We start from the raw sequence: 26206 nt of genomic DNA, 5'->3' as shown, positions 1-26206 counted from the left end.
CTTCACTCAGATGGCTTGACGTGATACTGCTATCCGCAATATGATTCGCCTGGATTGCACCTTCCGCGATATGAACGGATTGCACGCTCTCTTCGGTGATATGACTACTTGATACCGCACCTCCGGTCAGTTTACTGCCGTCCACACTACCATCCGCCAGTTTGGAAGCCGTAACTGCACCATCTTGCAGATGAGCTGTGCTTACAGCTTCTTCACTCAGATGGCTTGACGTGATACTGCTATCCGCAATATGATTCGCCTGGATTGCATCTTCCGCGATATGAACAGACTGCACGCTCTCTTCGGTGATATGACTACTTGATACCGCACCTTCAGTCAGTTTACTTCCATTAACACTACCATCCGCCAGTTTGGAAGCCGTAACTGCACCATCTTGTAAAATGACGGAACGGACAGACTCTTCCTCCAGATGTTCCGTTCCTATACTCCGCTCCTGAATGTGGTGGGAGAAAACAGCCCCATCCTGGATATGACGAGATTGAACTGCACCTTGCTGTAGGTGTGAAGCGCCCAGGGATTCCCCCTGCAGATGTAGTCCGCTGATCAGCCCTGGCTGCAGATGTGCTTCTGTTATGCAGAGTGGAGACAAATGTTCTGTCTGCACCGCTCCGGCTATCAGATGATTGGAAGATATCGCCTGCTCGGTAATATGCTCACTGCGAATGACCTCTTCTTTCAGATGAGTACCACTCACAGTCTGCGCAGCCAAATGATCTGATTTTATACTGCCGTCCGCAAGATGTATGGAATCAACGGATGATCGTTGCAGATGTTCGCTGCCCACTGCCCCGTACTGTAATTCCTCGCCAGATACCGAGTCGGTGGCCAGATGTTCTGTCGTCACTGTTCTTTGACGAAGCTTGCTACCAGGGATACTGCCATTTGCGAATAATTCTGGCGTACGCACCTCATCGGACAGATGCTCCAGCGAGATCGTATGCTGCTTCAGGTGATATCCACGAATCGTTTCAGCAGGGATATGTTTGGCAACAATGCTTTCAGCCATAATTTTAGTAGAAGTAATACTGCCGTCAGCCAACTTAGCCGAGGTGACCGACAGATCAGCCAGCTTATCCGTGGAGACACTCTCCGGCGAAAGTTTAGGTGATGTCACAGCATGATCTGTAAGGTGTGGTGGAAAGATCGAACCCCCCGCCATCTGTGCTGAAGTCACACTACCCGGAGCTATTTTGTCCGTAGTGATTGCCGCACGTGATATGGCATCCGTCTGAACGCTACCTGGTTGCAGGTGAGGCGCACCTACGGCATGCTCTGTCAGGTGCTCGGCTTTCACTGCATACGGCCTTAGTGCTTCGGAATCAACACTTCCGGGAGCCAGATGAGCAGTTGATACCGCTGCTTTTGCCAGATGGGATGAATTGACCGTACCTGAGGCTATAGCTTTGCTTGTAACCGCACTTGGAGCGAGTTTATCAGCCGTTACACTCTCTGATGCCAGCTTTGCAGTTGTGACTGCTTCATCCTGCAATTGGAATGATCCAACAGAAGATTCGGCCAGATGTTTTTCCAGTACAACACCTGAAGCCAGCGCATCCGCAGATACACTTCCCTCGGATAGATGTGTTGTCTCGATGCTCCCACTCGCCAGATGTATGGAATGTATAGCACCATTATCAACATGAACCGGTGTAATGCCCCGATTGGCAATATGTTCTCCACGAATCGAACCTTTGGCCAGATGTTTCCCAAGCACAGCTTCGTCTGATATTTTGGAAGCGACAACGCTTTGATCTGCCAGTTTCGAAGCCGTCACTGCCTGCTCCAGCAATTTAGCTGTTCCCACCGATTGATCCGCCAGCTTACTGCTGATGATGGCTCCATCGACCAGATGTTCACTGCCGATTTCGGCATTGCCGATCTGCTCGCTGCCTACAGCAGCAGCTCGAATCTGTACGGATCCGATCGAACCATCCACCAGATGTCGTCCATTCAAGGCATGTTCGGCAATATGCCGTGTATGAATCGAGCCATCCTCAATCTGTTCACTTCCGATGCTGCTTGCCAGCAATTGATTACGTCCAACGGAACCTTCGGCCAAATGAGACTGTTTCACCGAACCGGCCTGAATATGGCGCGCATCAATCGATTGCTCTTCAATCTTGCTGCCTGTCACCGCTCCATCACGAATCTTGGCACTGGTGACCGCATCATCCGCCAGTTTCGAGGTATGGACAGCCCCACCTGCTAAATGACGGGTCTCGATCCCGCTAATCGCGATTTTTTCACCAGTAACAGCTTGATTCTGGATTAATTCCTCTGTGACGAGCAAGCGACTCAGATGCCTTGTGCCGATCGAGCCATCCGCTATTTTAGCTGCATCAATGACCTGATTGCCTAGCTTCTGTGAGGTAATGCTCCCATCCCGAATTTTGTCTCCGGCGATGGATGCATTTCTGATTTTGTGACCTGATACAGAGCCGTCAATCAGATGTTCTTCTGCAATCGAAGCCTCCGCCAGCTTAGCCGAAACAATTGCACCGTCCGCAATATGAATGCTCGTTACTGCGTAATCCTGAAGAGCCTCACTTCCTACAGCACCTGATTTCAACTTGGAGGCGTCCACCGAAAAAGGAGCCAGCTTACTTTCCGTGACAGCAAACTCACTGAGGTCATCTGTATAAATATACTGCCCTTCATAGCCTGGCATCTGGTTCTGGTTTAATTGTTCAAGACGCTGCTTGCCTGTTAGACGGCTTGGGTTATCCTGTTCTTTCAATGGAAGGTGAGCAATGCTTCTGATCTGAAGCTCTTTTTCTGCGCTTTCCTTTTCCACACTATTCTTTTCTGCATTTAATGAGGAACTTTGTTGCTCCTGCACCTGGTTCTGGTTCTGGTTCTGATCCTGCTTTTGCTTCTGCTCCACATCTTGCACTTCCGCAACCACATCGGGTTTATTAATGAATGAATCGGACGTGATTTGTTCGGATGTTACTGCGGTATCAGCAATAACTTCCTTCGAGGCAGCTCTATCCGAAGTCGAAACCTCCTCTTTTTTCACTGTTTTTTCCGGCTTGCTGAATTCCAGTCGCCGATCCATCAGATCCAGTTCCCTGAATTTGGGACTGATATGACGTAGTTTAGGCGTCACAACCTTTTTTTTGCCTTTTTTACTCATGAGGCCAGCTCCTTCCCCTAACGTTCATCTCCGGCATCATATGCTTTGAGCTGGGCATCTGCCACTTTTCTGACCCTACTTTTGCGCATCCTTGATCATATACATGCCTATTCAGGTTAAAGTTATATCTGTCCTGACGTAAATAGGCTGTACGAAACCAAGAGACAAGGCGGCTGTCCACGCCCCATTTCCGCTCCTTTCATAGGATATGGTGTCTGAGCATAAACGGATGCATAGAAATGCATCTGCACACGGTCTGCGTTATCGCGATGTTGTGCCATGCATTGACAGGCCGGCGTGCTGAGAAAAAGATGGATGGTCGCGATAACCATGAAGGAGGAACGGTCATGCTCCAAGAAACGATCGGTATTATGTTCGATTCACGCATGTACCGGGGGATACCGGCCGGAAGGACCGGTCAGGAATCACTCGCCAATTATGAGCAGGCTGCAGCTTGCCACGGATTAACGCCTTGCTTTTTACGGCTGGAGGATATCGATTTGGATCGCAAGACATGCCTGGCTTATGTGAAAAAAGAAGGTCGATACGTCCGCGGGCGTATGCCGCTTCCTTCCGTGATCCATAACCGTTCTCTCCAGCTTCGCGGTACGGAGCAGCGACAAATTACCCGCCTGCTGCTACAAGGTATCCAGGTATACAACGTGCGTAATCGCTATCGCAAGGATCATGTGCATGATATGCTGCGGCAAGACCCTTTTTTAAGAGATCATCTGCCTCACGCAGTCAAAGCAACTCCCGAATCGCTCGCTTACATGATGGAACATTATAAGGATCTCGTCATTAAACCGTGCAGCGGCAGCATTGGTCATGGCATTATGCGGCTGTTCCAGCATGACGGAAATTGGAAACTAACCTGTGAAACCAGAGCATCACGCAAAGGCTGGGCCACCTTCAAGTTGAACCGGGGACAATGGCCTTCCGCTACGCTTCGGCGGATATTCCGCCATGCTTATCTGATTGAAGAGCGCATTCCGCTCATCCGGTATGAGGGAAGGCCTGTGGATCTGAGAGTATCCGTGCAGCGAGGAGGAGATGGGTTATGGAGCGTCACGGGCATGTTTGCCAAGGCAGCTCCGGCGCATACGTTTGTCACAAACATCGCGCAAGGCGGCAAAGTCATGACTGTTGGTGGAGCACTTAGTCTGGCTGAACCGAGTACCGAGCTGTTCCAGCTGCAAGCCCGAATAACGATGGTTGCCCTTCGTATTGCTCAAACGCTGGCTTCCAACTTGCCTCATCTGGCTGATCTTGGCCTCGACCTCGGCGTGACCCACAACGGAGGAATATACTTTATTGAATGCAATGGCAGGGATCAGCGATACGGCTTTCGTAAGGCTGGCATGCAGGAACATTGGCAGATGACATATAACAAACCAATCGCGTACGGACGTCTGCTGATCAATCACAACTCCAGCATTCCAAGGCAGCCCCAAACCTATGATCGTGGATTGTATTGATTTCATTCGTGATTTGTGTCAATATTATGCAGAATGGCCGCTTTTGCGGCCTTGAAGTTTGTATTAACCCTAAGGGGGATATTCATGGCAAAAACGCTGTTGCGATTAATGACTGAGCTTTCTTCGCGCAAATGGATCTCCCGGACCGTGGGAGCTTTCTCCAAAAGCCGGGGAAGCAAGGCGTTTATCCCTTATTTTGTCCGGACCTACAACATCCCTGTGCAGGAAGCCGAGAAAGATTGGAAAGAATATCGTTCCCTGAATGATTTCTTCACTCGCAAATTAAAACCCGGGATGCGCCCGCTGGACCTTTCGGAACATGCCTTGATCAGCCCTGTCGATGCCAAAATCACGGCAGCTTGCCCGATCTCCGCAGGAACGATTCTGAATGTAAAGGGACAAAACTATACACTCGCTGAATTATTAAACCACTCTCCACATCTGGAGAAGTACAAGCATGGTTATGGTTTTGTGCTCTATCTCAGCCCGCGTGACTATCACCGCATTCATGCACCTGTCAGCGGTCGCAAGATGGAGAGCGAACATATCAAAGGTAAAGTGTATCCTGTGAATGATTTTGGACTCACCCATATGAAATCGGTGCTCAGCCGCAATGAACGGCTCATTACGTATATTGAGCATGATTATGGTGAAGTTGCTGTCGTCAAAGTCGGAGCAATGAACGTCAGCAGTATTCAATATGCGGATGTTGACACCAAAGCTTGGGCTCAGGGAGATGATCTCGCCTATTTTGAGTTCGGCTCTACCGTTGTGCTGCTTATGCAAACCGATACCTTCGAACCGCTCCCTGATCTCAAACCCGGAGACTCGGTTAAGATGGGAGCCTTACTTGGTCGATTGAAACCCAAACGTCCGTAACATCATAGGAAAATAAAGAGGATGGTGCAGCACCTGCAATCAGGTGTTACGCCATCCTCTTTTATTCATGTCTTATTTTTCATGTTCATGATATGAAATGTTACTATTCTGAGCTACTGCGCTAAACATCATTTCATGTATATATGCATGGCGGAGTTTCACTTCGCCTGAATAGTCAGTTCACTAAACGTTAAAAACATATCTTCAAGCGTTAGAACCATACATCTTGCAGTTCTTCAACCGGTTTCAGCCTGCGCAGACGTTTCCGAAAAATGCTGCATCCTTTGATGGAATTTCTGCGGCTTCGAACCCGTCGTTTTCCGTTCATCATCACATGCTCCTCCTTATAAGCTCATCTGGAATGCTAGTTACTTACCCTGGCTATCCAGCATTGAAACGCTGTGATGAGTTGGAACCGAATATCTGATGTGTCACTAACGAATCTCTGACGGACTTTTGCCCGTGTACTGCTTGAACTGACGGCTGAAGAAAAAGATATCTCGATACCCCAGTGCATCTGCAACTTCGGTCACATTCATGCCGGTATGCACCAGAAGATGCTCTGCCCGCTCAATGCGCATACGAATAATATAGGATTGTACAGATGATCCGACCAGTTCCTTGAACTTGATGGAAAAGTAACGCGGTGACAGACCGGCCCGTGCGGCCAGATCTTCTACGCGATGGGTTATTCCGGGATGCTGACGAACATAATTCGCCACCTCCTGAATCACATCGGATAGCTGGTTACTTACCTTTTTCTCTACAGGCTCTTCCGTATCCGTACGCAGCAAATGAATCATCAACTGCTTCAGAATCAGCTTGCTCTCTTCATCCCGTCCATACACATCCGATAAAAACAACCTCACATATCGTGCCAGCAAATGCTCGAACTCCACCGTCTCCTGCACTTCGCGGTAAGACTGGGGCACTTCCGCAACCGGCCCGTCCACATCAAAGTGAATATACGTCAGCACAAGTGGTTTCTGTCTGTTATGCGTTGCACTGGTATGATCTCCCGGTCGAAACAGAAAACAACTTCCTTTGCCAACCTCGTAAGGCTGATCGTTCAAAATCACCGTGCCTTCACCGCTCCACACGTAAAATAAATCATAATTTTGCATCGGTTTTTCCCGCTTCTGCCATTTCCAGCCCGGTTCACAGACTATTTTAGCGACAGCGGGCAAAATTACAAATGATGATGGCGATGCCTGCAGCATGTCGCCACTCCCCCTTGACAGTTAATCTCTTTACACACTTCTCCCATTATACAGCGGAATTCACTGAAACGAAAATGTACACTTCTCCCACACCGTTCTCATTCGCTGTATGCCTTCGCGGATCTCCGTTTTATCCAGATGGGCAAACCCGAAACATATGGCGGAATTCCCCGGTATTAACCGGTACTGTTCTACATCACGGAACCATACTCCCTGCTCATGAATCCCTTTGGTAAACTGTTCATAACTCGAAGGATCCCCGTTCCAGACCGCATAGATTGTAAGCCCGGCATCCCCTGGCTGCATGGTGAACGCCTGCGGCATACAGCGCTTCATCTCCTCCACAAAAAAATCATGTCGCTCCCCGTATAAACGGGTTAATCTCCGCAAATGCCGCATATAGCCTCCTCTTGTCATGAACCTGGCTAGTGCACGTTGTTCCAGCAGCGCGGGCGATACCGGTTCATACAAAGCCTTGGCAGCGAGCAGTGGCTCCACCAGACTGCGTGGCAATACCGCATAACCCAGCCTGAACGAAGCGGGCATCGTTTGGGAGAAGGAACCGATGTAGATCACTCGCTGCTCACGGTCAAGCACCTTGAGCGGTTCAATTGGCCGTCCGCCCCAACGGAACTCACTGTCATAGTCATCTTCGACAATAACGGCATTTCGTTTGGATGCCCAGGCCAGAAGCGACCTTCTTCGTTCCAGCCCTAACACCGCTCCGGTCGGGAATTGCCGAGTCGGCGTGACAAACAACGTCTGAGCCTGCCAGTCTTGCGGGATGATGCCTCCTTCATCCACTTCTGCTGGAATCACCTGACCCCCGCAGGATCTGACTGCATGTACAATCCCTTGATAACCCGGACTCTCCAGAACCACAGGGCTCCCCTCTGTAATCAGCAACTGGGACAGCAGGGTGATACCTTGTATCGATCCACTGAAGAGTACGATTTGGGAAGAGTCTGCCTGAATGCCGCGTGTCCAGCGAAGATGTGCGGCAATCGCTTCCCGTAGCTCCGAATCACCTGCAGCACCGTCCGGCTCTCGCCAGCCGCTGCGGTGGACTGAAGCAAGTGCACTCTTCCACTCAGCTACGGGAAAATGTTCTGCCAGCAAACGCTGCATCCGAAAATTAATAACGGAAGCATGTGCCGGTTGAATCTCTTCGCGGGAACGCTTGTGTTCCGCCGTTAATGTACGCAGACGCTCTCCCCATGGAGATAAAGACAACACCGCTTCGCTTTGATCGTTATCATGGGCCGACAAAGATTCCGTAACATAGGTTCCTTTCCCCGGAAAAGCACGGACATACCCGTCCGCAAGCAGCATATCGTATACCTGAGCTACAGAGCCGCGCGACATGTCATACTGTCTAGCCAGGATACGTGTGGACGGCAGACGTATTCCCGCCCCCAGTGTACCCGAATGAATCGCATCCCGCAGTGCATGATATAACGCCTGATATTTGTAGCGGTGCTGAAGCTCGTACGAATCAAGTGGTAGCCACAATTCCATGTGATTCTCCCCCTTCGTTAACGCTTCTTCTTGACCTTTCTTTCACCCTTTCCAAATCCTCACTTTTAACTAACTGTGACCTCTCATCCGAATTGGCCTATAAAAATGAATGTAAATTGGATCTATTTTGGTGTCAATATTTGTTTTATGGTTATCTCCAGGAAAAACAACACCGCAATACACAATACATTTTCTCACATGTTTATGTTCTACTATTTTTGACATTCAGACATGTGCTAACACTCTCTAAAATAATGGGGGAAATGACATGAGACGCAAAGAATTTTCAATAGACGAAGAACAGGAAATGATCACGTTTCTGGATCAATGCTCCTTCGGCTTTTTGGGTACCGTCAGTCCGGATGGAGAACCGAGAGTGACACCGCTGAATTTTGTATATATGGATGGTTGCTTCTACTTTCATGGAAGTCTGGCCGGCGAGAAAATGAGACAGATCAAACAGAATTCGTCCGTAAGCTTTACTGTGGCAGAGGAGTTTTCGCTGATTCCTTCTTATTTTAGCGATCCTGAACTGGCTTGTCCTGCAACATCCTTTTTCAAAAGTGTGATGGCTTCCGGTCAGGCAGAGCCTGTGAATGAGCTTGAGCTTAAAGGCAAAGTGCTGCAGCGCTTTATGGAAAAACTCCAGCCACAAGGCGGTTATGTACCGATAGATGCGGAAGATTCTCGTTATACGGGGAGGCTTAAAGCTGTTGCTGTCGTTCGAATCGTACCGGAGAGAATTCATGCCAAGTTTAAATTCGGGCAGAATTTAACCCCTGAACGATTTGACCATCTTAGCGGTGAACTGCATAAACGCAACGAAGGTCGGGATCAAGAAACCGTTGAAATGATGCGAAAATATTGCCCGTTCCACCAGCAGTAAAGTCGTCTGATCCAGCCCTGAGATTCATGCTAATGCTACATTTCCAACCTGCACAACAACGCGGTGAAGTGATATAACTGTCATATTGCGTAATTTCCGTGACGGAGCCATGTCAAGGTGATATAATGTTAGGCAGTGAATCACAAAGACTTGGAAGGATGAAAAGAATGAATCCACTGGCTGAACAGTTGAACGAAAGTATTCAGGCCGGCAGCAGCCACGTCTACTCCATGCTGTCACAACTCGGCAAAGAAATTTATTTTCCTAAAGAAGGTATCTTAAGTCAATCTGCTGAAGCAGCAAGCCTGGCCAAGACCTATAATGCCACGATTGGTATCGCCTTGGAGGGTGGTGTGCCGATGCATCTTCCGGTGATTCAGGAGAAGTTGTCCGCATTCCAGCCGAAGGATCTGTATCCTTATGCGCCGCCTGCAGGCAAACCTGAATTGCGCACCGTTTGGAGAGAGAAGATGCTGAGAGAAACCCCTTCTCTTGAAGGTAAATCTTTCGGTAACCCGATTGTAACCAATGCACTGACTCATGGACTCAGTATCGTAGCCGACCTGTTCACTGAAGAAGGGGACGCTGTTATATATCCGGATAAAAACTGGGAGAATTACGAGCTGACTTTCGGAATTCGTCGCCATGGCCAATTGATTCATTATCCATTGTTTGATAATCAATTGAACTTTAACAGCAACGGGCTACTTCAGGCCTTGCTGGCGCAGAAGGACAAAGGCAAAGCCATCGTTCTGCTTAACTTCCCGAACAACCCGACAGGTTACACACCAGGGGGCGCAGAGGCAGATGCTATTGTAGATGCCATTCATCAAGCCGCAGAAGCTGGCGTTAATGTCGTTGTTGTTACGGATGATGCATACTTTGGTCTGTTCTTCGAAGATTCTATTCACGAGTCTCTTTTTGGTAAGCTTGCCAATATTCATCCGCGGGTATTAACGGTGAAGATTGACGGAGCAACCAAAGAAGAATTCGTATGGGGCTTCCGCGTTGGATTCATTACGTTTGCACACGAGGATGCTGCTGTACTGCATGCATTGGAACAGAAAACGCTCGGTATCATCCGTGCAACCATCTCCAGCGGGCCACATCCTTCACAGACATTTGTTCTGGATGCGCTGAAAGCACCGGAGTTTGAAGCACAGAAACAGGAAAAGTTCGAGATTATGAAAGGCCGCGCCAACAAAGTCAAAGCGATTCTCGACAGCAGCAAGTATGGAGAAGTATGGGATTATTATCCATTCAACTCCGGTTACTTCATGTGTCTGAAGCTGAAACAAGTGGGTGCTGAAGCACTTCGCAGTCATCTTCTGCACCAATATGGTGTAGGTACGATCGCACTTGGTGAATCCGATCTGCGGATTGCCTTCTCATGTATTGAAGAAAGTGATTTGGAAGAGTTGTTCGATACCATCTATCGCGGCGTGCAGGATCTGCAAACGACTTAATATACAGGTAATATAACGATCTCACATAGACGGTCTCAAGAATAGAACCCTTTGGAGCACAAGGCGAAAGCTAATGTGTCCCAAAGGGTTCTTTGGTCTATTCCATCTACATTTACAAGGTCAGAAACATCACTATTGCGTACCTCGTTCTGCTTCCACTAGCGTAACTGTCTCTTCTTCCAGACAAATGCCCAAAACACGGACGTACGGGCAAAGGCCCAATCAGCCTAACCTTATGGCACATAATATACGATGTACGCAAGGGCGTGCCAAACCATCACTCGAAAGGGGTATGACCCATGTCCCAAGTTGAAGATACAAGAGGCGGATACGGATATTGTGGCGTTGGAGGATTCACAAACATTGGTGCCATTCTCGTACTGTTCATCCTGCTCGTGATCATCACAAAATCGTTTCTGTGTTAGTATGCCTTCACCATTCACTCGCATGACATCATGAGTTTACATCACACATCAAAAAGAAGGGTATTTCGGGATACAGCCCGAAATACCCTTCTTTATATTATGCCTAAGACTCATTCACCTGCGATGGATAAGCACAGCGGCTTGGCATGAGTCGGCTCTACTCATCCTCTTCTTCTTTGAGCCATTTGCTGCCCTGCGAACGACGCATCAGCACAATGACCAGTATACCGAGTAGAAGAGCAATGCCTGTTATACTCAGTCCTTCCATTCCTGCCGCGAGCATCGGCAGCCACATGAGCAATGCAGCTATGGCATGCAGTTGGAAGATATAACCGAGTACCTGTGATCGCCTGCTCTCCCCTGAGATCGGGTAGATCATGACCCAGAAGGACTCACTATGACTACGCCGCAGCACCCCGAGTTGAATGCCTGCAAGCAGCAGGAAGAACAGATAAACCCCAATTCCGAAGTAACTGCCCGCCGTCCACCAGGACAGCAGCATACCAAGAATGACTAAACGCAGAACAATTGTAAATACTTCCGTTCGAATAAATGTTTTGGTCATGAGATACCGGTAGGCCTGTCCTGCATTCCATGGAAGGCCGTTCCCCCATTTGCTGAGCCAACGGCGGGAATTTACTTTCTGTCCGGACGACGGCACATCTACAAACCAGCCTAATGTGCGCATCACTCTGCCCGCCTGTGTCTGCTCCACTTGAATCAGACGTTCCCAAGCAACTCGATGTTTAACAGGCACACGCAGTGCAACGATATAAACAGCGGCAAGCAGCAACAGGAACCAGAGACTCCGTAGCGGCGGCTGCCATAGCCAAGCTGCAACGGCAAGGATAGCCAAAGCCCAACGAAGCACCCGATATCCCTTTGATGCTCCAGCCTGAACCATTCTCAGTTCTTGCCACGCACCGTAACTGGACAGCACTTTCCATAACACCAGAAACAGAATGGACCAGCCCAGCGGCTTGGCAGCTGTATCTGCTCTTACATAGAGCGGCCACAGTGTAATAAATACAAACAGAAGCCCCAGCATTTTATAAATGACGCCTCGAACAAAGCTGTTTTTTAAATAATCCTGCATCCGGTACTCCTGCGGCCTTAGGAAAACAATATCTGCCGGAAGCAGATATGTACGATAGCTGCTAAACAGCGCAAGCGGAGCCAGCAGCAATAGAGCAATCCAGCGAACTGGAAATCCCGCGGGAATATTCTGTACAAATGATGTATACCAGGCCGAGAAAGCGATGACGAGAAACAAAAAGACCATCGCTACACCGCTCTGGATGACATAACCCACATAAGGGAGAATTCCATTCCAGAAACCTGTCCGACGTTGCTTCCATAACAGCTTGAGATCCATACTTAATCCCTGCCTTGCACGAGGGAATAGAACATGTGCTCCAGCGTTGTGTCAGGCTCTCCGAACTGTGTACGCAATTCATTCAGTGTTCCTTGTGCAATGACATGTCCACGATGTAATACAACAAAACGGTCACAATAATTTTCAATCGTGGACAAAATGTGCGAACTCAGCAGAATGGAAGACCCGGCGGCTTTCATCTCCAGCATAAAATCAAGCAGGGAGCGAATGCCCAGCGGGTCAAGTCCCAGAAACGGCTCATCGATAATGTAGAGCGGTGGGCCTGCGACAAAAGCACACATAATCATAACCTTCTGCCTCATCCCTTTGGACAGGTGTGTGGACAGGCTTGTACTTTTCTCATTCATGCGGAACAAGTTCAGCAGCTTCTCTGTTCTTTGTTTAAAATCAGCCTCAGACACATTATATGCCCTTGCTGTGAACTCCAGATGTTCCATAACAGTCATTTCATCATATAACTCGGGAGATTCCGGTACAAAGGCCATCGCAGATTGGTAGATCTGCGCATCCTCATCCCGTTTTTTGCCCATGACCCGAACTTCTCCCTGCTGCGGAGTCATTAGGCCCAGGATATGTTTCATGGTTGTACTCTTGCCAGCACCATTTAATCCGATCAGTCCGACCATTTCTCCGCGTCCGACTTCCAGATCAACGCCATGAAGCACCGGTCTTTTGGCACTGTAACCTCCGCTAAGCCCGCTGATTTGCAGCACAGGCGATTGAACGTTCTCCATCTATCCCTGCACCCCTTTCATCCGATTATTCCTCAGAGCGCGGTGCTCTGTCTTTGCTCCACTTGGGTGCTCCCTTGTTTTTGCGATTCTGGTCGCTACCTGTGCGGCCTCCATTACCACTTGGCTTGCCGCCTGCAGGACGTTGACTCGCATTCGAAATGGTTGCTCTCGTGCCCGGTTTCCGGCTCCCTTGAGCTGGTTTGCGATCCCGGGACTGTCCAGGTTTTCGGGAGAACGAATGTCCTTCCGGGCGAGTATCCGGCCGTGGATCAGCCTCCAAAACTTTGCCGCCGAAGAGAGTACGCTCCTGCAATTCGATGCCGAGTTCCCGTGCGAATTTACGCATAATGAAAATTTGCGTTTCATCAACGATGGACAGCACGATACCTGAGCGCCCCATCCGGCCTGTCCGGCCAGCGCGATGAACGTAATGCTCTGAGTCAAAGGCAGGGTCGTAGTTGATGACCATCGGCAAGCCTTCGATATCGAGTCCTCTCGCTGCCACCTCGGAGGCAATCAGCAATTGGATTTTGCCATTACGGAAGGCAGCCAGTACGTTGCTGCGAGTTACCTTGTCGGCATCCCCGTACAGCGCAGCCGCATTCAGCCCCAAGTGGTTCATTTTTGCTTCTACCTCACCGATGTCCTCTGTTGCATTCACAAATACAATGGCACGATCCGGGTTATATTGTCGAACCAGACGACGCAGCATATCAATCTTGTTACGTCCCTCTTCTACAAAGTAATAATGTTCAAGTCCGGCAGCCGTTGCGCGATCCGGTTCGATGCCAATCTGCACAGGCTCTTTCATCTCGCGCTTGGCGAGTGTAGCCGTATGCTCATCAATGGTTGCGGACAGGAAGATTAACTGACGGTCACGCAATGCACTTTTCAACACAAATTCCACATCACTTACGCCGCCGAGCTGGAACACCTGATCCGCTTCATCGATAACAATAGTGGATATGTTGTGCATTTTTAACTTTTTGAGTGTAATGAGTTCCTTCAGTCGTCCTGGCGTACCCACAACAAGTTCTGGATGCTCACGCAATTTTTCGATCTGACGTTTCACAGCTGCACCGCCAATCAGACCTTGTACTCCGATGCCCCGCTCCGCGCCGTAACGCTGTGCCTCACGTACAATCTGCATCGCAAGTTCCTGGGTTGGCGCAATAATCAGTTTCTGGGTTCCTTTAATTTCACTCTTGATGGATTGTAATAGTGGCAGCAGATAGGCCAGCGTTTTGCCTGTCCCCGTCTGAGACTTGGACACCACATCCTTGCCTTCCAAAATAACCGGAATGGTCTGCGCCTGTACCGGTGAAGGTTCGTTAATGCCATGCTGAGCCAGCAGCGCCTCCAGATCCTGTTCCACGCCTATTGATGCAAAAGTTTGATTCGTCATGTATTCCATCCTTTAAATTTATTCGTATTAAAACAAAGCCTGTCATCACATTACCTTTCATTATATGCGAAAAAAGCCTGCGTACCAAATCTTATTCCGGAAATGTTCAAGCCCACGCAAAAAAAAAGAAAAGCCCCTCGGCGGAGCCCTTCTTCATCCGGTATATGGTGCACTTGTTACATTCTACTTCTGATTCATTACACCGTGAGACAATCGATCGGTAAGCCGCGGGAATAATTGATAAAACCAAATGCCAACGGATGCCAGCCTCGGCAGATTCACTTCTTCCTTGCGTTTCTTCATGGCACGAATCATGTGGCCTGCTACATTCTGAGGTGTCAGCATCAGCCAGCGCACATTGTTCACGTAATTCCCTGAAGGATCCGCACGATCAAAAAACGGTGTATCAATAGGGCCTGGATTAATCGTCGTGACGGTAACACCCGTCTTGCGCAGCTCCTGACGCAACGCGTTGCTAAATCCGAGTACAGCATGCTTTGTGGCCGTATAAGAGGCTGATTTGGCAGTCCCGATTTTGCCAGCCATCGAAGCAACGTTTATAATCTGGCCTTGGCCGCGTTCCAGCATATGCGGAAGTACCGCTTTGGTACAGCGGACAATGCCCATATAATTCACGTCCATCATCTCGTCAAATTCCTGCACAGACATATCCGTCATTGCGGCAAACTTTCCGTATCCGGCGTTATTCAGCAGAATATCGATTCGTCCGTATTTATGTAACATCGCATCTACAGCCGCCTGAACCTGCTCACTGTCTGTCACATCCAGCGTAAGCAGTTCATGCCGTCCCTGTAGTGAAGCACCAATCTGATCCAGCTTGTCCCGCGAACGGGCAGCCAAAATCGGGATGGCTCCTTCCTCGATCAGCATTTGCGCACAGAGCGCACCAATTCCACTCGATGCTCCTGTTATAAAAACAACCTGATCTCTCAGCATGGTTAATATCCTCCCGTAATAAAACACATTTGGCCTGATGTAGGCCTATGCTTCTATTTTACGAGATCATCACCTGAATATCCATCTGTCCGATCCCATCCATCAACAAAGGAATACTGAGCGCTTTCGTTGCGGTAAATGTGGATAAAATTTCGGACTGCATGACTTGAGGAGGAGTAATATCCACCACAACGCCTTGGTTGGACAAAATTGTACTTGCATTACCACTGATCATATTGCCCAACTCAGAGATCGCACTTTTACTCATATCGTCCATCTCGGTGATGACAAAACCACCCATCATGGCTGAAACAATTTTCAAAGCAACCGTTTCTTGTATACCAAAAACAATATTTCCGCTCAACTGCCCCGTCATTCCAATCACGATCCAGACATGGTCAGCAATGTACTCTACATTCTTCACGCCAAGATTCCCGGTGGAAGGCGAAACCTGGATGAGCTGTTCAAATACGTTGCGTGCCGATTCCAGGAATGGGTTAATTACTTCCGCTTTCACTGTGTATGCCCTCCTCAAACTGGGTTATTGGTCACATACCAAAAGTCCCATATTCGTTAAATTTATTATACTTTATCACGTACGAGAATTCATTAAGAATTCATTAAACCTTGTGTACTATAATTTATCGTCATTCGAATAGCAAATGTTTATAGCTGTTTTTGTCGCTTTTCACTTCTTGAAAAGAAATATTACACCTTCGTTCAAGCTGCAAAAGGAGAATAGGACTTTTATACCGGTTTTGTATATAGTTAAAATTCAAATTTATAGTCCTCTTCATATTTACTCCATTTATTAGTCCGTTAGCCTACTTTCATATAGACGTATGCCCTTCATTGCTCTGATCTCCGTAATCCCCTATAATTTAAGATAAGAGAAACATAACCCGTCACGGAATTCGCTGCATGATACATGACATCATACAGAGGATATTTTGCCGCAAGGAGGCCGTATATGAACATAAGCCAACTGGAAACGCTGATTACGATTTCCAAAACGATGAGTTTCCGCAAAGCGGGAGAACTCCTTAACTTGACCCAGCCGGCTGTCTCGGCCCAGATCAAAAGCCTGGAGGACGAATTCAACACAGTGCTTGTCGATCGGAACCAGCCGGTAACCCTCACAGATCGCGGCCAGGTTTTTCTGGAACATGCTGAGCGGATGTTAGATATTGTGGATGAGTTGAAACAGAAGCTGTCTGATCTGGATGAAACACCGCAAGGACGCATTGTGCTTGGAACAACAACATCAATAGCGATTCAGATTTTGCCAAGAGTACTCTCTTACTTCCAAGATCAATTCCCACTCATCAAAACAAGCATTCAATCTCTGCCTTCCTCTCAGATCTATACACAGGTCGAGAATGGTCTCGTGGACATTGGAATCGGATATCTGACCGAACGGAATCCTAATCTCAGTACGTCGGTGCTGTACTATGATACCTTCGAACTTGTTGTATCTCCCTCCCACCCGCTGGCGAAGAAAAAACATGCGGCGGTTGATGTGCTGCGAAGCACACCTCTGATTCTCTTGTCCCCGGATACGGTCGGACGCAGGTTTACAGAAGCTGTTTTCAAAAAATACAACATCGACCCCAATGTGGTCATGGAGCTGTCGAGCAGTGAAGAAGTCAAACGGATGGTAGAGATTGATCTCGGTGCTGCTATTATCTCTAAACAATCTGTAGCACATGAACTGCGGCAAGGCACACTACGAATGATACCTTTAAGTGAGCTGGAGGTCAGTCATCCTGTAGGAGTGATCTATAAATCCAGTCGTTATCTTAACTCGGCAATGCATCAATTCCTGAGTGATCTCAAGGGCATGCCGGAAACACAATTTATAAGCTCCGAATAAGCCTAGATAAGTTGAACTATTCTTTTACACGTGAACGGAGAGGACAGAAAAAACCTGAAAAGCGGAGCGCTCGCCTTTATCACCGGATTTTCCCTTTCGGAAAGGGAATCAAAAAAATCTGGGGATAACAGCGATTGGAAGGTTGTTCTGTCATCGGAGTGGATTGTGTAAAATCTTCAGTTCAACTTAAATAGATGAAAAGAAAGGGTAGGGATTCCATATGAAATTTGATCTTCACACGCATCATTTCCGCTGCGGTCATGCGGACGGTAACATCAGGGATTACGTTGAAGCAGGCATTGAGGCAGGACTTCAGGCCATCGGAATCTCGGATCACACCCCTTACTTTGGCAGTGAACTGGAGCAGGCGCATCCACGAATTGCGATGGGTAAATCTGAATTACAACATTATGTAGCTGAAGTGCTCGCGTTAAAAGAAGAATATGCTGGCAAAATTGATGTTCTGCTCGGGATCGAATCCGACTACTTTCCGCCTCATGCTGAATTGTACCGGACAACGCTGGGGCAGTATCCATTTGACTATATTATCGGTTCCGTCCATCACACAGAGGATGTGAGTATTTTCAACAAGACCCGCTGGAACGGACTAAGCACTGCTCGTAAAATTGAAGTGAAAGAAGGCTACTATGCATTGATCGCGCAATCGGCCCGCAGCGGCATGTTCCAGATTCTTGGACATATCGATGCCATGAAAGGCAATTATCCGCCATTCTCGGAAATTATTGCAGACCATGCGATTGACGAAACTCTGCAGGTCATTGCCGATGCCAACGTTGCGATTGAAATCAACACTTCAGGCAAAACCAAGCTTAGCGGCGGCTGGTATCCGTCCGATGCCATTTTAGAACGTGCCAATCATTACGGTGTAAAAGTCACCTTCGGTTCAGATGCTCATATCCCAGGCCGGGTAGCGGATGAGCTTGACGATGTACGCACACGTCTGCGGGAAATTGGTTTCACGGATTGGGTGTATTTCAAGCAGAAGCAAATGCAGATTGTGCCTCTATAAAAGCTGGCGAAACGCAAAGATCCCCACGTAGCATAAATATGCGTGAGGATCTTTTCTTGTTTTATTCACTAACTGAACAGATTAGTGCTATCGCTATATGTCTAGACAAAAAAAATGAACCCGCTCATCGCGGGTTCCAACTGCATTATCTATTATCAAAAAGGGGGTCATGAGATAAGTTTACCCCTTGTCTGTTAGAGTTCAATTGCAGCTATATTTCAATTGTGTAACAAAAGATTGAAGTTCGTTTCAGAGCTGAAACTGTTCTCGATACATACCATATACCTTAACATCCATGGAGCATTCAGACGCTTGATCCTCTCCATCATTCAGGCCATAGGATGGGAGATTGCGCTCATACGTCATGCCCATTTTAAGGAGTACCCGCTCGGAGGAACCATTGGCCTCATAACATCGTGCTTCAACGCGCCATAGATGAAGTTCGTCGAATCCAAATGTCAGCAGGCGGTGAACGGCTTCAGTCGCCACGCCTTTTCCCCAGCACGACCTGTCCAGGATGTAACCGATCTGTGCAGTCCCTTTTTGATCGTTCCAGTGCTGAAAAGAGGTAATGCCGATCACTTGCTCCCTCCCTTTCCAACAGATGCCGTAATGCAACGAATCCAGCTTGGCACTGCTGCTCCGGATCTGGTTAAGCAGTTTCCTCGCCCGAATAGGTGGAGGCTGGCTCCCTCGATTGACATATCGAATCACTTGAGGATCGGATAATAGTTCAGATAAAGTCATATAGTCACCCTGACGTAATGACCGAAGTACAAGACGTTCTGTCCATAAGGCTGGCAGACCTTGGATTAACATGTCTCGGTTAAGCATGACAATCACTCCTTTGTCTAACGGGTTTTAGTCCGGTAAGACAAGCATGCTCTGAAGATGATCCGGCATTTTAGAATTGATTTCGTGATATAAATTGTAGTATATCCTCTACTCGCTCAGCCCTATTCTGTCACGATGCATATTTACTCCTGTAATCCGCGATAGATGCCTGAACGGATCTCACGAACATAAGCATCGAGTGCAGGAACTTCTGCTTTCTGTGCGATCTGTACTTCATGTTCAATATCGTAAGGAACTCGAACAAATTGAAGGTTAAACGGCTTCTGGTTATCCTCGCCGTATTCCCCTTCGAGGATACAATATGAGGCTTGCGGAAGATCAAGCGGATTGCCTATGCTTCCTGTATTAAACAGCATTTTCCCATCCAGATATTGCAGGAATGCATTATGCACATCACCATAACCCACCACATCGGCTATTCCAGCCCCTGAATCGTCCGTTGGAGAATTAAACATCGCCAGTCGCTTATCCATCTCATCCCATGGCTGAACACGATGGTAGACACTTTGGGGTGAAGCATGAACCAACCGAACCACGCGTCCACTTAATTTAAATTCATGACTGAAAGGTAGACTCGCCAAATAAGCCACTCGCTCGGCTCCCAGCCGCTCAGCTTGCCATGTGAAATCACGTACATCTTGGTTCACAGCGACAAGTTCATCCCAGTTGCCGCGAATGATCACTTCACATGCTGCTCTGACCTGATCCACCACTTCAGCTGGCTGTGGCCCCTTGCCTACAAGGTCACCCAGACAAAAGATTCTGCTCAAGCCGCGATGCTGAATATCTTTCATCACGGCTTCCCAGGCAGTCATGTTGCCATGAATGTCGGATACAATCGCTATTCGTTCCATCGGGTTAACCTCCATTCATGTTTATTAAGCCTTAAGTTCGCTCTCATCATCCCGGCCTAAATGAAGCACGGTCAGTTCAGGTCTGCATAGAAAACGAATAGGTAGCTGCGTCATACCAAACCCCCGATTCACGTACACCGGCATCTGGCTCTGAGAGGTGTAATGTAATCCCTGGATGTATTTGCGCGATCCGCGCGGAGTTGTCATAGCTCCGAACCAAGGGAAACGAACCTGGCCACCATGGCTGTGACCTGAAAGCTGCAACCCAAATCCATATGGAACGGCATAATCAGCATAATCCGGTTCATGCATCAGAAGCAATTTCCATACGCTCTCATCCAACCCTGTAATGGCTTCTTCCGGGTCTGGCTTACCTGTTAACGCATCATCCAGGCCTACTACCGCGATCTTCTCGCGCCCTTGTTCTATAATGACATGCTGGTTACACAGCAACGTAAAACCAGCTTCATGAAACATGTCCCGTATGTCTTGTTGCTGCCGTCCACGATAGTCATGATTCCCCAAAATAGCAAATTTTCCGTATCTTGCCGCCATGGAGGCCAGAACTGGCACACACTCACGCATAGGCTCCGCTTGTCTCTCAACGATATCCCCGGTAAAACAGATGAGATCCGGCTGCTGCTTCTCGATTTGTGCTGCCAGTTTACTCAACTCGTTCAGCCCTGTATGAAAACCAAGGTGTGCATCACTGAAATGAACAATACGCAATCCATCAAATGATTCAGGAAATGAAGGAAGCTTGAGATCAATGTGATTGATCTGTAAACGCTTTGGCTCCCACAGCGCGTATCCCAACGTCAGCACACTGGCTACCATGGTCATGACGTTTTTTCGTAATTGGAACATTCGACGAGAAGGGTCGTGATCCTTTTCTTCTCCGGGAAAAAGAGGTGCATTGGATCCATTGGACCTGTTCAAGTGCCGGGACGGCGGAGTACCGTTGTTCAAACGAGGTGCTTTTCCCATCTTTCCCCTCCTCGGATCGTGTTTCTTAAAAGTTGTTATAAGCTTTATCCATCCCTGTAGTATATCATATTCTGCATAGGTTGCCCGCTTCCTTCGGTGGATGACAAAAGAAGCCGTGCCCCCTTAACGCTATACGGGATCACGACCTCTTCATGAAGCAGGGTGGATCTCTGCTTCTACGTTACAACTTTATACACCCAGCCAACGTTTGAACATGTGCTTGGTGGTTTGTTTATTCATCTCTGCAATGGACGTTGTAAGTGGAATACCTTTTGGACATGAACGCACACAGTTTTGTGAGTTTCCGCATCCTTCAATACCGCCATCTTCCATCAATGCTTCCAGACGCTCGTCTGCGTTCATCTCTCCTGTAGGGTGAGCATTGAACAGACGTACCTGGGATAACGCTGCCGGACCAATAAAATCGGTCTTTTCGTTTACGTTCGGACAGGCTTCGAGACATACGCCACAAGTCATACACTTGGACAGCTCATAAGCCCACTGACGTTTCTTCTCAGGCATCCGAGGTCCAGGACCGAGATCATAAGTGCCATCGATTGGAATCCAGGCTTTAACACGTTTTAAAGCGTTAAACATCCGTGTACGATCAATGACGAGGTCACGTACAACCGGGAATGTTTTCATCGGTTCAATACGAACCGGCTGTTCAAGCTTATCGATCAGCGCCGCGCACGCTTGACGCGGTTTGCCGTTAATAACCATGGAACATGCGCCGCACACTTCTTCAAGACAGTTGGATTCCCAGCATACCGGAGCAATCGACTTGCCCTCCTGATTAACCGGATTTCTCTGAATTTCCATAAGGGCACTGATCACGTTCATGTTCGGACGGTACGGAAGTTCAAACTCTTCGGTGTACGAAGATGACTCCGGGCTGTCTTGACGGGTGATAATAAACTTGACGGTTTTACTCACTGTTGCTTGTTCCGCCATATCGTTGTCCCCTCCTCTGGTGACGATGATTGTATTGCTGGTGCGCAAAGCAATGTTGGTGCTCGGGTGGACGCTTCGGTCATGGAATGCCCTTTGGATCGCCATTATCCTCGAATTTTTTGATCCACCCTTACTAGGGTGAAAATTCGATGATAAACGCGAACGCTTCGCTTCTTTCGGGCATTTCCACTCCCTCCGCTACGACTTGCACCTCTGCTGCTTTGCTGGAACTGCAATCCATTCATCTGGATTGCTGTAATTTTTGTGGAAGCCTGCTGATGCTGGGCTTCCTTGAATTTTAATGAAAGTGCGCAAAGTAGCTGTGTTGGTGCTCGGGTATGCGCTCCGGTCGTGGAATGCCCTTTGATCGCTGTTACTCCCTCATCCGATTAGTCTTTCGAGTAGTCCCGGATACGTGGTGGAATCAGGGATACATCGATTGGCTCGTACGAGATTTGCGGGCCTTCCTTCGACCAGCTTGCGATGGTCGTTTTCAGGAACTCTTCATCGTTACGCTGTGTAAATTCCGGTTTGTAGTGCGCTCCGCGGCTCTCGTTACGCAGCAATGCGCCGAGTGTCATCGCTTCAGCAAGCTCAAGCATGTTCCACAACTGACGGGTAAATGCCGCACCCGGATTGTTCCAGCCGGAGTTGTCATACATGTTGATTTTGCCATAACGCTCTTTCAATTCTTTGATTTTACCGATAGTCGCTTCAAGTTTGTCGTTGTAACGAACCACGGTCATATTAGCTGTCATCCACTCGCCCAGCTCTTTGTGAATCACATAAGCATTTTCTGTACCTTGCATTTTCATGATGCCTTCGTATTTGTCGGTTTGGCGCTTCGTGTAACCATCGAATACAGAAGAAGAGATATCAGCAGATGATTTCTTAAGTCCTTTGATATACTCAGCTGCTTTCGGTCCAGCTACCATACCACCATAGATTGCGGATACGAGTGAGTTTGCACCCAGACGGTTTGCACCATGATATTGGTATTCACATTCGCCAGCTGCGAACAGCCCTGGAATGTTGGTCATTTGGTTATAATCTACCCACATGCCGCCCATGGAATAGTGGACTGCCGGGAAGATTTTCATCGGAATTTTACGTGGATCGTCACCCATGAATTTCTCATAGATTTCAATAATTCCGCCCAGTTTAACATCTAATTCCTTCGGATCTTTGTGTGAGAGGTCGAGGTATACCATGTTCTCACCGTTCACACCAAGTCCCATATCTACGCAGACGCTGAAGATTTCACGTGTTGCGATATCACGCGGAACAAGGTTACCGTAGGAAGGATATTTTTCCTCAAGGAAATACCAAGGTTTTCCGTCCTTGTAAGTCCAGATCCGTCCACCTTCACCACGCGCAGACTCGGACATCAGACGCAGCTTGTCATCTCCTGGAATCGCTGTCGGGTGAATCTGAATGAATTCGCCGTTAGCATAATTCACGCCTTGCTGATACACCGCACTTGCAGCAGTACCTGTATTAATAACGGAGTTTGTCGTTTTACCGAAAATGATACCTGGACCACCGCTCGCCAGAATAACGGCTTCGGCAGGGAACGTCTGCACCTTCATCGTTTTCAGGTCTTGTGCCACAATACCGCGACATACACCTTCATCGTCGATAACGGCTTGCAGGAACTCCCAGTTCTCATACTTGGTAACGAGACCTGCTGCTTCCCAGCGGCGTACTTGCTCATCGAGTGCATACAACAGCTGTTGACCTGTCGTTGCACCTGCAAACGCCGTACGGTGATGCTTCGTTCCACCGAAACGGCGGAAATCGAGCAGACCTTCCGGTGTCCGGTTAAACATAACGCCCATCCGGTCCATCAGGTGAATGATGCCAGGTGCTGCTTCGCACATCGCTTTAACTGGCGGTTGGTTAGCCAGGAAGTCTCCGCCGTAAACCGTATCGTCAAAGTGAACCCATGGGGAGTCTCCTTCCCCTTTGGTATTTACCGCACCGTTGATACCGCCCTGGGCACATACGGAGTGGGATCTTTTAACAGGAACCAGTGAAAATAAATGAACGTGGACTCCGGCTTCAGCCGATTTGATCGCCGCCATCAATCCCGCGAGACCGCCGCCCACAATAATTACATTCGATGATGCCATTGCTAGTTCACTCCCTTATAAGTAAGCCTTAATTCAAAATTACAAACAATATTCAACAAGTTTAGACCAGAACTGATTTTACGCTGTCGATCATTGAAGTAGCTGTCTGGAAATCAACGTTCCGGAAAGCAAACAATGAAGCGATAAACATAATGGAAATAATAACGAACATGCTCATACATACGTAAGAGGATACACGCTGCGCACGCGGACCAACTGTGATACCCCAGCTAACAAGGAACGACCACAATCCGTTGGCAAAGTGATATGACGCCGCAACCACGCTGACCATGTATATTGCAAAGGTTATCGGATTCGTCACAGCATTATGAATGACGCCGCCAATCTCTTCATGTGTTACATTACCCAAAGCAATTTGTACACGCGTCTCCCATACATGCCAGATCACGAAAACAAAGGTGATGATCCCGCTGACCCGTTGCAAGGTATAACGCCAGTTGCGTTCATTGCCATAACGCCCAACGTTAGGCTTGGCCTGATAAGCAATATACAGACCGTATACACCATGATAGAACAGTGGCAGCCAGATGAGGAGCGCCTCAATAACAATAACAAGAGGCAAACCGTTCAGAAATGCAACGGCACCGTAAAAAGCTTCTTTGCCGCCTTCAACTGCCGTGAAGTTCGTCACCAAGTGCTCAACAAAAAACAGACTGAGCGGAATGACGCCAAGCAAGGAGTGCAGCTTTCTGGAGTAAAACCCTTTCATAAAATGTCGATCCCCTTTCGCTAAATACAACGTTTTCATAAATGTTAATACTCATACCTTATCACGACTCGAACACTTTTCCATGAAAAGGTTCGACAAATTGTTCCGTTTTCATCAGGTGTGAACAACTTGTGTCACGATTCATGTTACTCCTTTTTTTCTTATAAGGGAATTGCAATATAATTATTAAATGTTATAACCTATAGGTATAAGCTTTGAAACAACGGGTTTCTAGGCCGTACAATCTTATAACATCCGGTCAAAAGGCCATACAATAGGGCAAACGATTAATCAAGGGCAAGAATCACATACATAAGAAAAGAGGGTTGTGTTCATGTTCGAAGAATTAAACGCATTTGCGGCGGTTGTAGAACAATCCAGCCTGAACCGCGCATCCAAATTACTAAATCTGTCCCAGCCGGCACTCTCGCGCAAAATTGCCAAGCTGGAGGGCGAACTGGGCGTGTCCCTCTTTCACCGCCGCGGTAAACGGCTAGAATTAACAAACGTAGGTCAACTAGCTTACACTTTCGCCGTCGAGCAAAAACAGCAGCAGCAGAAATTTCTCACCATGCTGTCTCAATATAAGGATGAGAAACAGAGTATTATTACTCTCGGAGCCAGCCTCACGACACTCCAGACCACCCTGCCTCCGCTCGTCAACGCTTTTATGGAGAAACATCCTCATGCTGAATTGAAGCTCTTAACAGGCAAGACACATGAGATCGTATCTTTTGTACGTGATAAAAAAGCCGACGTGGGTATTGTGGCCTCGTCCATTAGCGAAACAGGTCTCAATTGTGTGCCTTTGTTTGATGATCACCTGGAACTGGTTGTGCCGCTTACGCACCCTCTTGCTGACAAAGAGGCCGGGATGGAGCATTTGCAGGATCTGCCGATGATTACGTTCTCCAAAGGAACATGGTACCGCAAACTGACAGACGATCTGTTCCAACGCTGCACTGTGATGCCTGACATTCGTATGGAGATCGATTCCTTTGAAGCGATTATTCGCCTGCTGCCGACCTGCAAAGCTGCTGCCCTGCTTCCCAAATCCTATCTTCGCCCGCAGTTGCTGGCAGATAATGATCTTGTTGCGGTGCATTTACCCCAATTGAAACAGACTCGAAGAACAACCTGCATGATCTATGGGGAAAAAGAAAACCTCAGCGAAACCTCCAGACAATGGGTCAGGGAGACAGCTGCATTTTTTACAGCAAAGGCGCCATTGCCCTCACGGAAGACAACAACGCCTTGATATCATGCAGAA

23 protein-coding genes are annotated in these 26206 nt (G+C 48.1%); 9 read left to right on the top strand and 14 right to left on the bottom strand.

The window, feature by feature from the left end; all coding sequences use genetic code 11:
• A partial coding sequence (locus ACUTVW_RS18950; protein ID WP_445647199.1) for a hypothetical protein occupies positions 1-3157 on the bottom strand: 3157 nt, incomplete at its 3' end.
• A 239-nt stretch (positions 3158-3396) separates the two neighbouring features.
• Between ACUTVW_RS18950 and ACUTVW_RS18945 the strand changes: the two genes are divergently transcribed.
• Together ACUTVW_RS18945 and asd are read left to right on the top strand one after the other, a co-directional pair.
• Entirely contained in the window at positions 3397-4635 is a 1239-nt protein-coding gene (locus tag ACUTVW_RS18945) for a YheC/YheD family endospore coat-associated protein (protein WP_445647198.1), read from the top strand.
• Between the two features lie 84 nt (positions 4636-4719).
• Positions 4720-5514 (top strand): archaetidylserine decarboxylase, encoded by a 795-nt coding sequence (gene asd / locus ACUTVW_RS18940; RefSeq protein WP_445647197.1) that lies wholly within the window; start codon positions 4720-4722, stop codon positions 5512-5514.
• Between the two features lie 434 nt (positions 5515-5948).
• Here asd and ACUTVW_RS18935 read toward each other — a convergent pair whose 3' ends face one another.
• Together ACUTVW_RS18935 and pdxR are read right to left on the bottom strand one after the other, a co-directional pair.
• The gene (locus ACUTVW_RS18935; protein WP_445647196.1) at positions 5949-6734 is read right to left on the bottom strand and encodes a helix-turn-helix domain-containing protein; all 786 of its coding nucleotides are present in this window, start codon (positions 6732-6734) and stop codon (positions 5949-5951) included.
• A gap of 60 nt (positions 6735-6794) precedes the next feature.
• Positions 6795-8252 carry a MocR-like pyridoxine biosynthesis transcription factor PdxR gene (gene pdxR, locus ACUTVW_RS18930; protein WP_445647195.1) on the bottom strand — a complete coding sequence of 486 codons (1458 nt, stop codon included), beginning with the start codon at positions 8250-8252 and terminating at the stop codon, positions 6795-6797.
• 268 nt (positions 8253-8520) lie between these two features.
• On the opposite strand from pdxR, the gene ACUTVW_RS18925 reads away from it, so the two are divergent.
• The 3 genes from ACUTVW_RS18925 (at position 8521) to ACUTVW_RS18915 (ending at position 11029) form a co-directional block, all read left to right on the top strand.
• Positions 8521-9138, top strand: coding sequence for a pyridoxamine 5'-phosphate oxidase family protein (locus ACUTVW_RS18925; protein ID WP_445647194.1), 618 nt, complete (start codon positions 8521-8523; stop codon positions 9136-9138).
• 167 nt (positions 9139-9305) lie between these two features.
• Positions 9306-10604: an aminotransferase class I/II-fold pyridoxal phosphate-dependent enzyme gene (locus tag ACUTVW_RS18920; RefSeq protein WP_445647193.1), complete on the top strand. Its 1299-nt coding sequence runs from the start codon at positions 9306-9308 to the stop codon at positions 10602-10604.
• Between the two features lie 299 nt (positions 10605-10903).
• Entirely contained in the window at positions 10904-11029 is a 126-nt protein-coding gene (locus tag ACUTVW_RS18915; protein WP_192895109.1) for a sporulation protein YjcZ, read from the top strand.
• A gap of 157 nt (positions 11030-11186) precedes the next feature.
• Here the strand turns inward: ACUTVW_RS18915 and ACUTVW_RS18910 are convergent, their stop codons facing one another.
• The 5 genes from ACUTVW_RS18910 to ACUTVW_RS18890 all read right to left on the bottom strand — a co-directional run bounded on the left by ACUTVW_RS18910 (position 11187) and on the right by ACUTVW_RS18890 (position 16038).
• Positions 11187-12404, bottom strand: a complete 1218-nt coding sequence (locus ACUTVW_RS18910) for an ABC transporter permease (RefSeq protein ID WP_445647192.1) — start codon at positions 12402-12404, stop codon at positions 11187-11189.
• A 2-nt stretch (positions 12405-12406) separates the two neighbouring features.
• Positions 12407-13159: an ABC transporter ATP-binding protein gene (locus tag ACUTVW_RS18905; RefSeq protein ID WP_434749577.1), complete on the bottom strand. Its 753-nt coding sequence runs from the start codon at positions 13157-13159 to the stop codon at positions 12407-12409.
• A gap of 25 nt (positions 13160-13184) precedes the next feature.
• The gene (locus ACUTVW_RS18900; protein WP_445647191.1) at positions 13185-14564 is read right to left on the bottom strand and encodes a DEAD/DEAH box helicase; all 1380 of its coding nucleotides are present in this window, start codon (positions 14562-14564) and stop codon (positions 13185-13187) included.
• 183 nt (positions 14565-14747) lie between these two features.
• Complete coding sequence (locus tag ACUTVW_RS18895; protein ID WP_445647190.1) at positions 14748-15521, bottom strand: SDR family NAD(P)-dependent oxidoreductase; 774 nt, start codon at positions 15519-15521, stop codon at positions 14748-14750.
• A 58-nt stretch (positions 15522-15579) separates the two neighbouring features.
• The gene (locus ACUTVW_RS18890; protein WP_434749574.1) at positions 15580-16038 is read right to left on the bottom strand and encodes a chemotaxis protein CheX; all 459 of its coding nucleotides are present in this window, start codon (positions 16036-16038) and stop codon (positions 15580-15582) included.
• Positions 16039-16491: 453 nt separating this feature from the next.
• Here ACUTVW_RS18890 and ACUTVW_RS18885 point away from each other — a divergent pair, with 453 nt between their 5' ends.
• Positions 16492-17394, top strand: coding sequence for a LysR family transcriptional regulator (locus ACUTVW_RS18885; protein ID WP_434749573.1), 903 nt, complete (start codon positions 16492-16494; stop codon positions 17392-17394).
• A 220-nt stretch (positions 17395-17614) separates the two neighbouring features.
• Complete coding sequence (locus ACUTVW_RS18880) at positions 17615-18424, top strand: histidinol-phosphatase (protein WP_445647189.1); 810 nt, start codon at positions 17615-17617, stop codon at positions 18422-18424.
• 249 nt (positions 18425-18673) lie between these two features.
• Here the strand turns inward: ACUTVW_RS18880 and ACUTVW_RS18875 are convergent, their stop codons facing one another.
• The 4 genes from ACUTVW_RS18875 to sdhB all read right to left on the bottom strand — a co-directional run bounded on the left by ACUTVW_RS18875 (position 18674) and on the right by sdhB (position 22074).
• The gene (locus ACUTVW_RS18875; protein ID WP_445647188.1) at positions 18674-19258 is read right to left on the bottom strand and encodes a GNAT family N-acetyltransferase; all 585 of its coding nucleotides are present in this window, start codon (positions 19256-19258) and stop codon (positions 18674-18676) included.
• 143 nt (positions 19259-19401) lie between these two features.
• Positions 19402-20133 carry a metallophosphoesterase family protein gene (locus ACUTVW_RS18870; RefSeq protein ID WP_445647187.1) on the bottom strand — a complete coding sequence of 244 codons (732 nt, stop codon included), beginning with the start codon at positions 20131-20133 and terminating at the stop codon, positions 19402-19404.
• A gap of 24 nt (positions 20134-20157) precedes the next feature.
• Positions 20158-21120: a metallophosphoesterase gene (locus tag ACUTVW_RS18865; RefSeq protein WP_445647186.1), complete on the bottom strand. Its 963-nt coding sequence runs from the start codon at positions 21118-21120 to the stop codon at positions 20158-20160.
• Between the two features lie 189 nt (positions 21121-21309).
• The gene (gene sdhB / locus ACUTVW_RS18860) at positions 21310-22074 is read right to left on the bottom strand and encodes a succinate dehydrogenase iron-sulfur subunit (RefSeq protein WP_445647185.1); all 765 of its coding nucleotides are present in this window, start codon (positions 22072-22074) and stop codon (positions 21310-21312) included.
• 149 nt (positions 22075-22223) lie between these two features.
• On the opposite strand from sdhB, the gene ACUTVW_RS18855 reads away from it, so the two are divergent.
• Entirely contained in the window at positions 22224-22376 is a 153-nt protein-coding gene (locus tag ACUTVW_RS18855) for a hypothetical protein (RefSeq protein ID WP_445647184.1), read from the top strand.
• Between the two features lie 87 nt (positions 22377-22463).
• On the opposite strand, the gene sdhA is transcribed toward ACUTVW_RS18855, so the two are convergent.
• Positions 22464-24206, bottom strand: coding sequence for a succinate dehydrogenase flavoprotein subunit (sdhA, locus tag ACUTVW_RS18850; protein ID WP_445647183.1), 1743 nt, complete (start codon positions 24204-24206; stop codon positions 22464-22466).
• 61 nt (positions 24207-24267) lie between these two features.
• Positions 24268-24936, bottom strand: coding sequence for a succinate dehydrogenase cytochrome b558 subunit (locus ACUTVW_RS18845; RefSeq protein ID WP_445647182.1), 669 nt, complete (start codon positions 24934-24936; stop codon positions 24268-24270).
• Positions 24937-25270: 334 nt separating this feature from the next.
• Between ACUTVW_RS18845 and ACUTVW_RS18840 the strand changes: the two genes are divergently transcribed.
• Entirely contained in the window at positions 25271-26194 is a 924-nt protein-coding gene (locus ACUTVW_RS18840; protein WP_445647181.1) for a LysR family transcriptional regulator, read from the top strand.
• Positions 26195-26206: the final 12 nt, after the last annotated feature.

Source organism: Paenibacillus sp. TSA_86.1, from assembly GCF_052691815.1.
The sequence above is the reverse complement of the archived record's forward strand: the minus strand, read 5'-3'. Positions and strand labels throughout refer to the sequence as shown.